This is a genomic window from Modestobacter sp. SYSU DS0875 (assembly GCF_054050915.1).
In genome coordinates this window covers 52,450-66,764 of record NZ_JBJHAH010000021.1, presented here as the reverse complement: position 1 = coordinate 66,764, position 14,315 = coordinate 52,450, and the positions used below count along the sequence as shown (strand labels likewise).

The 14,315-nt window shown below is 70.0% G+C and carries 15 protein-coding genes; 8 read left to right on the top strand and 7 right to left on the bottom strand.

Features of this window, described 5'->3' with window-relative positions; translation table 11 throughout:
• Positions 1–225: 225 nt before the first annotated feature.
• The 5 genes from ACI79Y_RS13830 to ACI79Y_RS13810 all read right to left on the bottom strand — a co-directional run bounded on the left by ACI79Y_RS13830 (position 226) and on the right by ACI79Y_RS13810 (position 5,091).
• The gene (locus ACI79Y_RS13830; protein WP_457159027.1) at positions 226–1,146 is read right to left on the bottom strand and encodes a PaaX family transcriptional regulator; all 921 of its coding nucleotides are present in this window, start codon (positions 1,144–1,146) and stop codon (positions 226–228) included.
• Positions 1,147–1,312: 166 nt separating this feature from the next.
• Positions 1,313–1,771, bottom strand: coding sequence for a MaoC family dehydratase (locus tag ACI79Y_RS13825; protein WP_457159026.1), 459 nt, complete (start codon positions 1,769–1,771; stop codon positions 1,313–1,315).
• Positions 1,768–3,315 carry an acyl-CoA synthetase gene (locus ACI79Y_RS13820; protein ID WP_457159025.1) on the bottom strand — a complete coding sequence of 516 codons (1,548 nt, stop codon included), beginning with the start codon at positions 3,313–3,315 and terminating at the stop codon, positions 1,768–1,770. The genes ACI79Y_RS13825 and ACI79Y_RS13820 overlap by 4 nt, the downstream gene beginning before the upstream one ends.
• Positions 3,308–4,177: an amidohydrolase family protein gene (locus ACI79Y_RS13815; RefSeq protein ID WP_457159029.1), complete on the bottom strand. Its 870-nt coding sequence runs from the start codon at positions 4,175–4,177 to the stop codon at positions 3,308–3,310. Before ACI79Y_RS13815 ends, ACI79Y_RS13820 begins: the two co-directional genes overlap by 8 nt.
• Before the next feature lie 5 nt (positions 4,178–4,182).
• Positions 4,183–5,091 (bottom strand): SDR family NAD(P)-dependent oxidoreductase, encoded by a 909-nt coding sequence (locus ACI79Y_RS13810; RefSeq protein WP_457159024.1) that lies wholly within the window; start codon positions 5,089–5,091, stop codon positions 4,183–4,185.
• A gap of 113 nt (positions 5,092–5,204) precedes the next feature.
• Between ACI79Y_RS13810 and ACI79Y_RS13805 the strand changes: the two genes are divergently transcribed.
• The 8 genes from ACI79Y_RS13805 to ACI79Y_RS13770 all read left to right on the top strand — a co-directional run bounded on the left by ACI79Y_RS13805 (position 5,205) and on the right by ACI79Y_RS13770 (position 12,959).
• Complete coding sequence (locus ACI79Y_RS13805) at positions 5,205–5,663, top strand: MarR family winged helix-turn-helix transcriptional regulator (protein WP_457159023.1); 459 nt, start codon at positions 5,205–5,207, stop codon at positions 5,661–5,663.
• A gap of 134 nt (positions 5,664–5,797) precedes the next feature.
• On the top strand, positions 5,798–6,760 hold the full coding sequence (locus ACI79Y_RS13800) for an ABC transporter substrate-binding protein (RefSeq protein ID WP_457159022.1): 963 nt from the start codon (positions 5,798–5,800) through the stop codon (positions 6,758–6,760).
• Positions 6,761–7,081: 321 nt separating this feature from the next.
• The gene (locus ACI79Y_RS13795) at positions 7,082–7,819 is read left to right on the top strand and encodes an ABC transporter permease (protein WP_457159021.1); all 738 of its coding nucleotides are present in this window, start codon (positions 7,082–7,084) and stop codon (positions 7,817–7,819) included.
• The gene (locus tag ACI79Y_RS13790; RefSeq protein ID WP_457159020.1) at positions 7,816–8,592 is read left to right on the top strand and encodes an ABC transporter permease; all 777 of its coding nucleotides are present in this window, start codon (positions 7,816–7,818) and stop codon (positions 8,590–8,592) included. The genes ACI79Y_RS13795 and ACI79Y_RS13790 overlap by 4 nt, the downstream gene beginning before the upstream one ends.
• Before the next feature lie 26 nt (positions 8,593–8,618).
• Positions 8,619–9,440 carry an ABC transporter ATP-binding protein gene (locus tag ACI79Y_RS13785; protein ID WP_457159019.1) on the top strand — a complete coding sequence of 274 codons (822 nt, stop codon included), beginning with the start codon at positions 8,619–8,621 and terminating at the stop codon, positions 9,438–9,440.
• A gap of 225 nt (positions 9,441–9,665) precedes the next feature.
• The gene (locus ACI79Y_RS13780; RefSeq protein WP_457159018.1) at positions 9,666–9,848 is read left to right on the top strand and encodes a hypothetical protein; all 183 of its coding nucleotides are present in this window, start codon (positions 9,666–9,668) and stop codon (positions 9,846–9,848) included.
• An 818-nt stretch (positions 9,849–10,666) separates the two neighbouring features.
• The gene (locus ACI79Y_RS13775; protein WP_457159017.1) at positions 10,667–11,449 is read left to right on the top strand and encodes a class I SAM-dependent methyltransferase; all 783 of its coding nucleotides are present in this window, start codon (positions 10,667–10,669) and stop codon (positions 11,447–11,449) included.
• A 292-nt stretch (positions 11,450–11,741) separates the two neighbouring features.
• Entirely contained in the window at positions 11,742–12,959 is a 1,218-nt protein-coding gene (locus tag ACI79Y_RS13770; protein WP_457159016.1) for an acyl-CoA dehydrogenase family protein, read from the top strand.
• A 60-nt stretch (positions 12,960–13,019) separates the two neighbouring features.
• Here ACI79Y_RS13770 and ACI79Y_RS13765 read toward each other — a convergent pair whose 3' ends face one another.
• Positions 13,020–13,436, bottom strand: a complete 417-nt coding sequence (locus ACI79Y_RS13765; RefSeq protein WP_457159015.1) for a hypothetical protein — start codon at positions 13,434–13,436, stop codon at positions 13,020–13,022.
• 10 nt (positions 13,437–13,446) lie between these two features.
• Positions 13,447–14,247 (bottom strand): TIGR02587 family membrane protein, encoded by an 801-nt coding sequence (locus ACI79Y_RS13760; RefSeq protein ID WP_457159014.1) that lies wholly within the window; start codon positions 14,245–14,247, stop codon positions 13,447–13,449.
• Positions 14,248–14,315: the final 68 nt, after the last annotated feature.

Below are 14,315 nucleotides of genomic sequence, written 5' to 3'. Positions count from 1 at the left end.
CCCCCCCCCCCCCCCCCCCCCCCCCCCCCCCCCCCCCCCCCCCCCCCCCCCCCCCCCCCCCCCCCCCCCCCCCCCCCCCCCCCCCCCCCCCCCCCCCCCCCCCCCCCCCCCCCCCCCCCCCCCCCACTTCTCGGTTGCTGGCACTCGTTCCAGCGACTGGCCGTTCACGGCCGTGACCGATCCGCCCGCGGTCACGAGCTTCCCAGGGCGACCGTCGACGCTGGCTCAACGACGGCTGGCAGCGGCAGCCAACGCCCCGGCGAAGGCCAGCCTGGCGACCGGCTCGACCTGGCCGGCAACGCGGCGGTACACCTCGGCCGACGACGCGGCCGGCCAGTCCTCGGGGAGGTGGGCCGTGGGGAGCACGGGATCGGCGCGAAGGAGGCGCAACCAGTCGGCGGTCAGGGCCGTCAGGAACGGAACTGCCCGCTCGTCGGGAGGGGCAGGTCCATCCCACAGCCGGATGAAGCGGTCGTGCGCGGCACGCAGGGCGGGGATGTCCCAGGCGCGCCGGATGAGGCCTGCGATGTCGGTGCCCTCGACGAACTGTGCGACGAACGCATCCAAGGTCGCGTGCTCGGCATCCCGGCCGCCGCCAACCTGCGCCAGGTCGACCAGGCCAGGCGCGATCCACAATCCATCCCGCAGGCACCCGAAGCCCGCCCACATGAGCCGAGACCGCAGCCGCTGCCGTGCGTCGCGGCGCGTCTCCGGCATCGAGAAGCTGATGAGCGTCCATTCGCCGCCCTCCCGGTCGAACGGGTGGGGGGACAGGACCCGTGCCTCCCCCTCGCGCAGCAGCTGCAGGCCGGTTCCGGTCAGCCCGTACTCCGTCACGCGCCCGACTCGTCCGCGCACCAGTAGCCCTCGCTCGACGAGCCGCGTCAGCGCGCTTCGAGTGGCGGCGCTGCTCGTGCCACAAGCCGCCAGTGCGTCGATGAAGACGCTGGTCGGCACAGGCCGCGGATGAACGTCGAGCACCAGTGCGCCCAGGAAGGCCAGCAGGAGTTCCTGGGGCTTGGCGGGCTGCTCCGACCGGGCCCGTGACCCCGCCGCCCACGCCCCGGGCTCATCGCGACCGTCTGTTCCCGTCCGCACAGCCGTCCTCCGGTTCCTGGCCAGCAGGCCGGGCCGGGCTTCTGGCATGGTCGGATTGCCAGCCCACTGTAGTCAGCCAGGCCGGGGAGCCGGCACGATGCGGAAGGGGGGTGTGCACAACGGCTTCGCCCCCCGGTACTCGAAGGGCGGAGCCGGAGTTGGTCGCGACGGTGGCCTACCTCCTGGTGCGCCCGGGAGGTGGGCCACCAAGACTTCAGGCCATGAACCGGAAAACGGGTTCCGCGATGCACACCGGCTTGTCGCCCCCCTCTCGCTCGATGACGGCCGCGACCGTGAGCTGCAGGCCGCCCTTGATCTCCTCGACGTCGGTGAGCGTTGCGGTGAGGCGGACCTTCGAGCCGACGGGCACGGGCGCCGGGAAACGGACCTTGTTGAGCCCGTAGTTCACGGCCATCTTCGTGTCCGTGACCGTGAGGACCTGCGACCACATCGGGATGAGGAGAGACAGGGTCAGGTAGCCGTGCGCGATCGGCCCGCCGAAGGGGCTCTCTGCCTGAGCTCGCTGCACGTCGACGTGGATCCACTGCTGGTCGTCGGTCGCGTCGGCGAACAGGTTGACCCGTTCCTGCGGGATCTCGACCCAGTCGCTGACGCCGAGCTGCTTGCCCTTGAGCGCAGGCAGCTCGGCGAGGGTGGTCGTGGTGGTGGTCATGTAGTGGGCTCCTCGTGGCGGGCGTAACGGGTACGTAGGTCGGGCTTGCGCACCTTGCCGGTGGCGGTCTTGGGCAACTCGTCGACGAACTCGACGTGTCGAGGCACCTTGAAGCCGGCCAGCCGCTCCCGCAAGGCGGTACGAACGGCGTCCGGGTCCTCCGGTCGCCCGGGCGCCGGCACGATGAGGGCGAGCCCCACCTCGCCCCACGTGACGTCAGGGACGCCGATGACGGCGGCCTCGAGCACGCCGGGCAACTCCAGGAGGGCGGACTCCACTTCGGCGGGATAGACGTTCTCGCCACCGGAGATGATCATGTCCTTGTAGCGATCCCGGATGTAGAGGTAACCCTCTTCATCGAAGGAACCCGCGTCTCCCGTGTGGTACCAGCCGTCGACGAGCGCCTCGGCAGTGCGTTCTGGGTCGTTCCAGTAGCCCGCCATGACGTTGGGACCTTGAACCAGCACTTCGCCGATCTCGTCGACCTCCACGTCGGTGCCGTCGGCGCGAACCACTCGCAGGTCCGTGAAGAACAGCGGCTTCCCCGCCGACCCGATCTTCCGCGCGGCGTCGACGGAGTCCAGCGCCGTGCAGCCAGGCGACGCCTCGGTCATCCCGTAGCCCTGCTGCATGGTCACGCCCCGGTCCTGCCACGTGCGCAAGATGGGCAGTGGGAGCGGTGCCCCGGCGGCACCGATCGTGCGCAGCGCGGACAGATCGCGAGTGGCGAACTCCGCTTGACGCGCCATCGCATCGAGCATGGTCGGCACGGCGAAGAACGAGTTGATCCGCTGCTCCTCGATCACTGCCAGCGTCCCGGCTGGATCGAAACCGCGGACGATGACGGCGCACCCTCCCTGGAGCAGGGTGGGATTGAGGGTGCCGTTCAGTCCCCCGATGTGGAACAGCGGCGCCAGTCCCAGGGTGCGCTCCGTGGGCCCGAATCCGAAGCCCAACGACTGGTTCACTGCATTCCACGTCATGTTGCCGTGGGTCAGCACTGCACCCTTGGGGCGGCCGGTCGTGCCTGAGGTGTACATGATCAGGCACCGGTCCTCCAGGGACACCGGCTCGTCACGGGGTTGTGGATCAGCTGACGCCAGGAGCTCCTCGTAGGCCCACGAGTCCTGCCCGCCCTCGAGCGGTTCTTCCGCGGCCACCCACGCAGACACGTCCGGCAGGTGGTCGCGCAGCGCGTCGGCCACGATGCCGCGGTCGCGGCCGTGCACGACCACCTTGGCTCCGGAGTGGGCGAGCACGTACTGGGCCTCGGGGGTGGTCAGCCGGGCATTGACCGGTACCCAGATGGCGCCGAGTTGGCCGCAGGCGTACAGGGTCTCCAGCGCTGACGGGTGGTTGAAGCTGACCCAGGCCACCCGGTCGCCACGACGCACCCCCAGGGCGGCCAGTGCGGCTGCGGTGCGGCGTACCCGCTCGGCGAACTGGCCGTGGGAGACGGTTTCCCCCTCGAACCAGATGGCGTCCCGATCCGGGGAGATCCGCAGGCGACGCTCCGGCCACGAGCCGAGACCGCCGTTACGCACGGCGGAGTCCGAGTGCGCGGATCGCGTTCTCCTTCATGATCAGCGGCTTCACCTCATCGCGGATCTCCAGGCGCTCGAAGTCCTCGACCCACCTCTCGGGGCGCAGCAGGGGATAGTCCGACCCGAACAGCACCTTGGTCTTCAGGAGCGTGTTGGCAGCACGGACCAGCTGAGGCGGGAAGTACTTCGGCGACCAGCCGGACAGGTCTATGTAGACGTTCGCCTTGTGCTGGGCGACAGCGATGGCGGCGTCCTGCCAGGGCACGGACGGGTGGGCCATGATGATCGTCAGGTCAGGGAAGTCGGCCGCTACGTCGTCGAGCAGCATCGGGTCGGAGTAGCGGAGCTTTATCCCGCGGCCACCTGGCAATCCGGACCCGATGCCGGTCTGGCCGGTGTGGAACAGTGCCGGCACGCCGGCACTCTGCAGCTCCTCGTACAGCGGGTAGACCCGTCGGTCGTTGGGGAGGAAGTCCTGCAGACTCGGGTGGAACTTGAAGCCGCGGACGCCGTGGTCTTCGACCAGGCGCCTCGCCAGCCGCACACCGGCTCGGCCACGTGCCGGGTCGACGGAGCCGAACGGGATGAGCACGTCGGGGTGCTGCGCCGCCGCCTCTGCGATCTCCTCGTTCGAGAGGCTCGTGTGCCCGGTGGCCGCCTCCGCATCAACGGTGAAGATCACCGCCGCCATCTTCTTGCCCCGATAGTCCGCGGCGATCTCTGGGACGGTGGGGTCGTAGGGGTCGCCCTTGAAGTACTTCGCGGCGGCTGCGTTGAGTTCGTCGTCCAGCGCGAGGTGGCCGTGCGAGTCCGCGTGGACGTGCACGTGGACGTCGATGGCGACCAGGGCATCGAGATCCAGGGTGCTCACTTCGGCGGCTCGGGCAGCTGCTGGCCGACGGTCTGCTGGGCCGCCGCGAAGTGGGTCGGCCAGACATCTGCGATGGCGTCGGCCGACCAGCCGGTGCCATCGGCGAATTCGACCACGACCTCGGCTGGGTGGCTCCACAAGGCCAGCCGATCGCCGCCGATGCCCACGGCCTGCCCGGTGATCCCGGCGGCTGCGTCAGAGGCGAGGAAGGCCACGACTCCGGCGGCGTCCTCGGGCGCACCGAAGCCCAGCTCCCGGCGGGCGAACGGCGGCAGGGACTCGCCAGCCTTCAGTGCGTCGACGTAGGGCTTGAGGAACGGCACCGTCTCGGTCATCCCCGTCGCGGCGACCGGCACGATCGCGTTGACCGTGATCTGCGCGCGGGCCAGCTCCATCGCCCACGTGCGCACCATCCCGACGATGCCGGCCTTGGCCGCTGCATAGTTGGTCTGCCCGAAGTTGCCGACCTGGCCGGTGGGGGAGCCGACGCAGATGATCCGACCGCCCTCACCTTGCTCTCGCATCCGGATGGCTGCCGCGCGCGTGCAGGTGAACGTTCCTCGGAGATGGGTCGAGATGACGGCGTCGAACTGCTCGTCGGTCATCTTCCACAACGTCGTGTCCCTGAGGATGCCGGCGTTGTTGACGAGCACGTCGACTCGACCGAACGCCTCGACTGCGCCGTCCACGAGCGCCTGTGCGGCCTCCGTGGACCCCACCGCCGCTGCGACGGCGACGGCCTTCCCGCCGGCGTCGGTGATGGTCCTCACCGCGGCTGCGGCGACGTCAGCATCGACGTCGTTGACCACGACAGCTGCACCTGCGCGGGCGAGCTCGGTGGCGTAGGCGAGCCCGAGGCCCCTGCCGCTGCCGGTGACGATGGCGACCTTGCCGGAGAGGTTCAAGGCGGGCTCCTCGAGGATGACGGTGTGCGGCTGAGCGGCACGGCTGGTGGTGCGAGCACCGCTGGCCTGACGCTAAGAGGATAAGGTGGAGGATGTCAATTAATGGAGGCAGCATGGACCCGAGCGTCAACCCGACTGATCTGACTGATGACGTCGGCTTCCTGCTCTCGCGGGCCAGCGGACTCATCGTGCGCGCGAACAATGCGGCTCTCGCGCCGCACGGCCTGCGCGTCCGGTCCTACTCCGTGCTGCTCCTGGCCTGCGGGGCGACCGACGGCGTCAGCCAACGCGACCTGGCCGAGGTGCTCGGTCGGGATCCCAGTCAGGTGGTCCTCCTGGTGGACGAGTTGGCCTCAATGGGCCTGGTCAGGCGCCAGCGATCGGAGAGTGACCGACGCACGAACCTGGTGCGCGCCACGCCCGCGGGCCAGGCGTTGCGGGCCGAGACGGAAAGGCTCGTCCGTGCGGCCGTGGCCCAGCAGCTCAAGGAGCTGACCCCCACCGAGCAGTTCTTGCTGCGGGATCTGCTGAGCCGGATCGCGCTCGGCAAGCCAGGCGCCGTCCCCGCCTGACTGTCGTGATCGATTCGTGGCCTGCGGGGTCTAGCGCCACTGGCTTGTGACGTGCATCATCCACGGTGTCAAACGTTGACGACCTCACACTTCCACGTCTTGGAGAGCCCATGGACCGCAAGTGGATCCCCGCAGTGGCTGCAGCATCGATGCTGGTCCTCGCCAGCTGCGGAGGGGGCGATGAGGGGGGTGGCACCGCTTCCGGCGGCACCACGGCCGACGGTGAGCTCCGCCAGGTGACCGTCGGCATGCTGCCCATCCTCCCCACCGCCGCCCTGTACGCCGGCATGGAAGAGGGGTTCTTCGAGGACCGCGGCATCGAGCTCACCGTCGAGACCGGCCAGGGCGGTGCCGCACTCCTGCCGGCCGTCATGGCCGGTGAGATCGACTTCGCCACGAGCAACCCCGTCTCCCTGCTGCAGGCGCGCGCTCAGGGCCTTGATGTGCGGGTCATTGCCCACTGGACCTCGGCGCTCACCGAGGGTGAGACGGACATCAACGCCGTCGTGGCCGCCGCCGACTCCGGGATCCAGTCCGCTGCTGACCTCGCCGGCCAGCGGGTGGCCATCAACACGCTCAACGGCATGGGAGACGTGACCGTGCGTGAGGCGGTCAGTCAGGCCGGAGGCGACCCTGACTCGGTGCAGTTCGTCGAACTGCCGTTCCCCGACATGCCGGCTGCTCTGGCCCAGGGCAACGTCGACGCAGTCTGGGTGCCCGAGCCCTTCCTGGGGAGCCTGCAGGCCGAGGGCAACACGGTGGTCACCTACTCGAGCAAGGAGTCGGTGGCAGGCCACCCCACGCAGTTGTTCTTCACCTCCGCACAGATGTTGCAGTCCGACCCCCAGCTCGCCGAGGACATGACGGCTGCCCTGGAGGAGACCCTCGAGTTCGCCGACGCGAACCCCGATGCGGTCAAGGCCCAGATCGACCAGGTCCTGCCGCAGCTGCCGCCTGAGGTGGCCGCCAACGTCCAGCTGGAGGAGTTCGGTACGGACCTGCGACGCGCCCAGCTGGAGCAGCTGGGCGAACTGATGGTCCAGTACGGCCTTCTCGAGGAGGACGCAGACGTCGACGGGCTGCTGCCCGAAGAGTGATGCGTTGCAGGGGGGCAGTGCGTACCGACGCCGTCCGGACACAGTCATGCCATCGACTCGAGGGAAGACCATGAGACGGAAGCTGGTACCGCTGGCTGCCCCCCTGCTGCTCGCAGTCGCGGGCATGGGGTCGACTTCTGCAACACGTCGCCCGCTTGAGCTGATCGGCGCTCGGCCTGACGGAGACGGGGTGCTCCCATGACGCGGTCAGCGGCGCCGGTGACCAGCCCAGGCAACTCGGGCGCGCCCTCGGACCAGGCAGCGCCGACGGCGTCCGAAGGGCGGCGCCCCATCCCGCAGGCCGTTCTCGGGCTGGGGGGCTTGATCGCGCTGATCTCGCTGGTGGAGCTCCTGCCGCGGATCGGCGTCCTACCGCGGCGCTACTTCCCTCCCTCGTCGGAGATCGGCGCTGCGATCCTGGACCAGCTCGGTCGCCCGGAGTTCTGGCAGGCGGTCAGCGACACGCTCACCGGATGGGCGCTCGGTCTCGCCATCGCCACCGTGGCAGGCATCGTGCTGGGGATCCTGATCGGGAGCTCACGCATCACCCAGGAGTTGACCGCCTCCACCATCGAGTTCCTGCGGCCCATCCCGTCGGTCGCGCTGATCCCCATCGCCGTCCTGCTGTTCGGCACGGGCATCGAGAGCAAGCTGCTGCTCGTCGTGTACGCCTCCTTCTGGCAGGTGCTGATCCAGGTGTTGTACGGCGTGCAGGACGTCGACCCTGTCACCCAGGACACGGCTCGCGCCTACGGGCTGAGCCCTTGGGCACGGATCCGCTATCTGACATGGCCCACGGCACTGCCCTACGTCATGACCGGCCTCCGGCTGGCTGCCTCGGTGGCCCTCATCCTCGCCGTGACATCCGAGCTGGTCATCGGCAACCCTGGACTGGGGAAGCTGCTGTCGGTCGCCCAGAGCAGCGGCGCCATTGCCGCGGCCTATGCAATCGTCGTGGTCACAGGAATCCTCGGAGTGCTGGTCAACCTGGTGTTCCGAGGGGTGGAGCGACGAGCATTGTCCTGGCATCCCTCCCAACGAGGGGAGACCTCGGCATGACCGGGTTCCTGCGAAGAGTCGCCTCCACCTTGGGCTTGCCGGTCGTGCTGCTGACCACTTGGTGGTTCCTCAGCGCCGGCAGCACCAACTTCTTCTTCCCGCCACTGTCGCGGATCTTGGACAGCCTGGTCGAGGAATGGTTCGGCCCGCGACTGGTCGCCGACGTCGTCCCGAGCGTCCTTCGACTGAGCGCGGGCTACGCCACAGCGGCCATCGTCTCGATCGCGCTCGGTGTACTGATCGGCACATCACAGACAGTCCGAGGCTTCCTGGAACCAGTGCTGGAGTTTTTCCGGGCCATCCCGCCCCCGGTCCTGGTTCCGATCTTCATGCTCGTCCTGGGAATCGGCGACGGGATGAAGATCATCGTCATCGCGTTCGGCTGCATGTGGCCGATCCTGCTGAACACGGTCGAAGGCGTCCGCGCGGTCGACAGCGTGCTCAGCGACACGGCCCGCACTTACGGCATCACCGGAAGTGCCCGGTTGCAGAAGCTGGTACTGCCGGCAGCCAGTCCGCAGATCTTCGCCGGCCTCCGTCAAGGACTGTCGGTGGCCATCATCCTGATGGTCATCAGCGAGTTGTTCGCAGCGTCGAACGGGCTCGGCTTCGCGGTGGTCCAGGCGCAGCGCAGCTTCGCCATTGCCGAGACCTGGGCGGGGATGCTCATGCTGGGCCTGCTGGGCTTCCTCCTGGCGTTGCTGTTCCGGCTCGTGGAGAACCGCCAGCTGGCCTGGTACCGCGGCCTGCGCCGCGCGCAGCGCTCCTCCTGACCTCGACACCCGTCGAAAGGAAACTCATGCTCGACGTCCGCGGCATCAAGAAGGTCTACGAGGGCAAGGGTCGAACGGTCGAGGCCGTGCGCGACCTGACCTTCTCCGTCGACGCAGGTGAGCTGGTCTGCATCGTCGGGCCGTCGGGCTCGGGAAAGACGACTCTGCTCAAGATCATGTCTGGCCTCCTTCAGCCGACCGACGGTGAGGTGCTGATCGAGGGCAACAAGGTGGAGGGACCGCCGCCGGGCATGGCCGTCGTCTTCCAGGAGTACGGGCGCAGCCTCTTTCCGTGGATGACGGTCCGGGAGAACGTCGAACTGCCCCTCAAGCAGAAGAAGCTGCCCGCCGCCCGTCGCGACGAGCTCATCGACGAGTCTCTGGCTGCAGTCGGCCTTGCTGAAGCGCGCACCGCCTACCCGTGGCAGCTCTCCGGAGGCATGCAGCAGCGCGTGGCAATCGCCCGGGCGGTCGCCTATGAGCCGCAGGTGCTGCTGATGGACGAGCCGTTCGCGGCGGTCGACGCCCAGACCCGCGCGGATCTGGAAGACCTGATCCGCGACATCTGGCACCGGTTCCACGTCACCACCCTCTTCGTGACCCACGACATCGACGAGGCGGTGTACTTGGGCCAGCGGGTCCTGATCCTGTCCAGCTCACCCACCGTCGTCCGGGAGGACCTGAGCATCGACCTGCCCGATGAGCGCGACCAGCTCACCACCCGGTCCTCGCCTCGCTTCGCTGAACTCAGAGCACAGGTGTACGCCCAGATCCACCGCAAGAAGGAGGCGGCGCAGGGCGCCGCCCCTCGCACCACCCAAGTGGCTGGTCCACCCACGGGTCGCTGAACGCTGCCGGTCATCGGCGGCACCGATTGACCGGCCGCGACGCGGGCCGAGCGCCGGAGGCGGTGCAGCCGGCGGACGGCGACGACGTCTGGATGGGTTCGCGTTCACCTTTGCCGATCTGTCACGGCCTGGATGGCAGCAGCGGCGCGACGAACCTCTGTCTGCGCGCGGGGACGGCATGGGCAGCTGCAGTTCTTCTCGGGCGAGGGGTGGCTGTGGGTCGGCGTGACCGACACCGGCATCGGCGAACCCATGCTGATCAACCCAACATTCACAGCTGAACACGGCCGCGGATACCAACTGGTGAGCGCGCTGGCCGGCCGCTGGGGTCTTCTCCGCCGCCGGGAGACGGCGGAGAAGACGGTCTGGTTCGAGCTGCGGACGAGCGTTGAGGTGAGTGCTGACTGACGATCTTCGTCGGCTGCCGAGGCTCGGAGCGGGCTCTCGGCAGCTCCGTGAGCGATCGCCGCCGATCGAGGGAGCGGGCTCGCCCAGCCAACCGGAACAGCAGAATCGGCCTCGTCACCAGCCGGCGACGACTGGGCGCCGTCGGGCCTGCGCGCAGCACTGGTCGCACTCCGCGCCTGGAACCGGGGGCGCTCTGGCGCACTCGGAGCGGTCAGGGGGCGGACGGACGGCCTGGCCGTAGTCGTCAGGGCAAGAGAACCCGGCCCCAGAGGGGTCGGGTGATATGTGGCCCCTTATGTCCAGGGAGAGTGCAGGAGGGGCCATCGCGTGTGCGGGACTCTCACGAATCACCAGCCGACCACGGTCACGCCCGCAGGCTAGCGAGAGCGGCCCATAGACGTCAGACGTCACCAGATTCGGGCCGTTGATCTCGGGCACGCGTTCTGGGCCGGTTCACCCGTCAGCCGACCTGCGCACACGCGGAGAGGCCCCGCAGCGTTGAGCACGGCCCAGAAACGGGGGATGTAGGTCACCGTGTGTCACGCGATGTTGTCGTCCATGCGACGTCCAGCGGCCACAGCTGCTGGGCCGGGTCAATGCGGCGTTCTCCATGGTCGCGATCGGCGGAGCCTCTCTCGGTGCCCTGGCCGCCGGCCTCCTCGCCACCCTCACCGGCAGCCTGCCCGCGGTGTTCTGGGCCAGCGCCGCCGTCATCGCCGTCCCCGCGCTGCTCACTGCCCCCTCACTCCGAGCCGCCAACCACCCACGCAGCGAAGAACGGCCCGCGCACCCCGCGCCGACAACGACGGAGACCGACCATGAGCGTTGACTTTGCCGGGGACACCTCCCGGCTCTATGCGCACTACCGACGCGACCTCCCCACCGACCAGGCAACCGAGCTGGCGGGTCTGCTGGCTTTACGGGCCGAGGACGTCGTCATCGACCTGGGCTGCGGCACCGGACAGCTCGCCGTCCCACTCAGCCAGCACTGCACGACCGTGATCGGGCTCGATCCCGAACCCGGCATGCTCACCGGGCTGCATCAACGAGCCGCACCAGGCGTGTTGGCCGTGCTGGGCTCCGATGTCGACCTCCCACGGCTTCGTCATCTTCTGACTGCAGGTCATCACGGCGCCGGAGCCGTCGTCATCGGCAACGCACTGCACTGGATGGACGAATTCGCCGCCTTGAGCTCCGCGACGGCACTCCTGCGGCCAGGTGGCGGCATCGCGGTGATCACCCAGGGCCCGCCCCTGTGGCTGGGGCACACGCCCTGGCAGACCAGCGTGCGCGCCGTCCTGGAAGAAGGTCGAGACCCGGTACGCAACACCTGCGGCAGTGACGAGACCGCCCTGCAAAGTCGCGCAGACCTCCTGCGCGACCTGGAACTCGACGTCGCTGTCTACCGCTGGTCGGCCGAACACCACGTCGACCCCGATTGGGTCATCGGCCACCTCGGAAGCGCCCTGCCCCACGGCGCACTCCAGCTCGACCAACCAGACGGGCTGGCAGCCCGCCTACGCCAGACCCTGGCCAGCCAGCCAGATCCTCTCGTCGAAACGGTCATGACGACAGCGCTCATCGCCCAGCGCCGCAGCTGACGAAAAACGCACCACCCATGGGGAACGACGGCAAGAACCAGCTCAGCGGCCGACGTTACGGACCAGGTTCTGGTCCTCATCTCAACGGCCCGCATCCCGGCGGCCCCGCGCCGATGTCGGCGACCGTCCGAGCCCAACCGTGCACGTCGGCCGGGCAGCCGTCGGACCCGGCGTCACCGGCACCACCACGCCGGCGACCAGGGCCACCCCGGCACCGGCCGGTGCAGGGTGGTGGACAGTGGAGCGGACCCGCCCCGATGGCGGGGCGCCGCCGAGGGGGCAGGGAGCAGGGATGGGCGAGCACGCCGGCCGGGAGACCGACGTCGAGGTGGGGGAGCGGCTGTACGCCGGCTGCGATCCACTGGACTACGAGGCGTTGCTGACCGCGGAGGAGCGCGGCCAGCTGTGGCGGCTTCGCCGGTTCCTGGACGCCGAGGCGCGGCCGCTGCTGGCCGAGCACTGGGAGCGCGCGGAGTTCCCCACGCAGCTCATCGCACCGCTGGCCGACCTGGACCTCATCGCCCCACCCGCGCTCACCGCCGGCGGAACGGGCCCGCGATCCCTGTTCACCGGGTTCCGGAACTTCGAGCTGGCCCGCACCGACGCCTCCCTGGCCACCTTCTTCAACGGCCAGTCGGGGCTCTTCCGCACCACCATCGAGCGCGGCGGCAGCGCCGAGCAGGTCCGCCGGTGGCTGCCGCAGGTCGACTCCTTCGCCGTGGTGGGGGCCTTCGCCCTCACCGAGCCCGACCACGGGTCCGACGTGGCCGGCGGGCTGGAGACCACCGCCCGGCGGGAGGGCGACACCTGGGTGCTGGACGGCCGCAAGCGCTGGATCGGCAGCGCCGTCCTCGCCGACGTGCTCGCCGTGGTGGCCCGCGACGTCGCCGACGGCCAGGTCAAGGCCTTCCTCGTGCCGCGGGACGCGCCGGGCGTCGAGCTGTCCACCATCACCGGCAAGACGGCGCTGCGGATGGTGCAGAACTCCGACGTCACGCTGCGCGGGGTGCGGGTGCCCGAGGACGACCGGCTGGCCCGGATCACCTCCTTCCGCGACGTCGCCGACCTGCTGCGGTCCATGCGCTCGGGCGTCGCCTGGTTCGCCGCCGGCGTGCAGGCCGGGGCCTACGAGGCCGCGCTGCGGTACGCCGGCTCCCGGGTGCAGTTCGGGCGGCCGATCGCCGGCTTCCAGTTGGTGCAGGAGAAGCTCGCCACCATGCTGGGCAACCTCGTCGCCTCACTGGGCATGGCGGTGCGCGTGGCCCAGCAGCAGGACGCGGGTGTCTACCGGGACCAGGACTCGGCGATGGCGAAGTCGTGGACCTCGGTCCGCATGCGCGAGACGGTGGCGCTCGCACGCGAGGTCGTCGGCGGCAACGGCGTGCTGCTCGACCACGACGTCGCCCGGTTCTTCGCCGACGCCGAGGCCATCTACACCTACGAGGGCACCTACGACGTGAACACGCTGGTCGTCGGCCGCGCCGTCACCGGCGTCAGCGCCTTCACCTGAGCGGCCCGCCGCGACCGGGCAGCCCGGGGGAACGCGCAGGCCCCGGCTCGGGCACCGTCCTCACGGGGTCGTGTAGGCGGCCGGCCGCACCTCGAGGGTGCCGCTGCCCGGGTCCACGGAGAACAGCAGCGCACCGGACTGCCGGCTGTGCGGTGCGACGTAGTCGATCGTGGCGGTGGCCTGCTGGACGTCCTGGCCGTCGCGGGAGAGCACACCGGTCACCTGGACCTGCTCGGCCGTCGTGCCACCGTCGTTCAGCACCTCGAAGGGCACCGCCCAGCCGCCGTCGACCTGCTCGACCGCTGACGTGGCGACCGACAGCCGCGGGCCGCTGTCCCGGACGACGACGGCCTGGTGGACCAGGAACCCCAGCACCAGCAGCACGACGAGGGCGCCGCACGCGCCGAGGGCGTACTCGCCGCGGCTGGTCGCCCCCTCGGCGTCCTTCCCCGGTTCCCACGCGTCGTCCTCGCTCACGGGCTCCTCCTCACAGGATCAGCCGGGCAGCAGCAGCGCCCAGGCTCGCCGGCAGGGCGAGCACCACGGTCTCGGTCGCGGCCATCACCAGGCCGACGCCGTCGAACCGGCCGAAGGTCCACAGCAGGTAGGCCGACAGGGCCAGTGCGATGGCGTAGCCGACGACGGTCAGGGTCAGGAAGGAGCGCAGCACCCCGCCGACGGCCTCCTCCTGGCCGCGGAACCCGACCCAGTACACGAAACCGTGCATCAGCAGCAGGCACAGCACGACGAGGGCGACCGGGTGCCAGGGACCGACCCTCGCCGCCAGCAGCACGACCTCCTCGGTGGGGGCGATGTTGGCGGCGAACACGACGGCGCCGGCCGCCATCAGCAGCAGTTCCCCGCCGTAGGTCGTCGTCGGCACCCGCGGGCCGCCCGAGCCGAGCTGGCTGCGGGCGAAGGAGGCACCGATGGCCGCCGGGAGCATCTCGATCGCGATGACCGACAGGGCGTCGCGCCAGCCCCGCATCGGCTCGATCACGGCCAGCACCCCGAGCACCAGGGCGGCGGCGAGCGCGGCCATCACGAAGGCCACCCCCGCATCGGCCAGCGACCCGCGCCAGCCGACCCCCGGGGACCCGGCGCCGAAGTGCTGGGACAGGAAGACGACGAGCAGCACGGTGGTCGCCAGGAGCAGGGCGAGGCGGTACCGCGGGATGGTCAGCCCCAGCTGCCAGATCTCCATCGTCATCAGGAGCGGCAGGGCGAAGAGCAACGCGCCGCCGAACGCCCGGCCGCTGCTCTGGGCGAGCTGGTGCCCGCCGGCCACCCGGGGGCCCGCCGCTCAGCTGCCGTCGCCGGGCGCGGTGCCCCGCCACGGCAGCAGCGGTTGGCGGC

Bases quoted from the DNA above. Each gene is read 5' to 3' on its own strand.
- ACI79Y_RS13785 (WP_457159019.1), top strand. From the start codon at position 8,619: ATGCTCGACGTCCGCGGCATCAAGAAGGTCTACGAGGGCAAGGGTCGA.
- ACI79Y_RS13770 (WP_457159016.1), top strand. From the start codon at position 11,742: ATGGGCGAGCACGCCGGCCGGGAGACCGACGTCGAGGTGGGGGAGCGG.
- ACI79Y_RS13775 (WP_457159017.1), top strand. From the start codon at position 10,667: ATGAGCGTTGACTTTGCCGGGGACACCTCCCGGCTCTATGCGCACTAC.
- ACI79Y_RS13805 (WP_457159023.1), top strand. From the start codon at position 5,205: ATGGACCCGAGCGTCAACCCGACTGATCTGACTGATGACGTCGGCTTC.
- ACI79Y_RS13825 (WP_457159026.1), bottom strand. From the start codon at position 1,771: ATGACCACCACCACGACCACCCTCGCCGAGCTGCCTGCGCTCAAGGGC.
- ACI79Y_RS13790 (WP_457159020.1), top strand. From the start codon at position 7,816: ATGACCGGGTTCCTGCGAAGAGTCGCCTCCACCTTGGGCTTGCCGGTC.
- ACI79Y_RS13830 (WP_457159027.1), bottom strand. From the start codon at position 1,146: ATGCCAGAAGCCCGGCCCGGCCTGCTGGCCAGGAACCGGAGGACGGCT.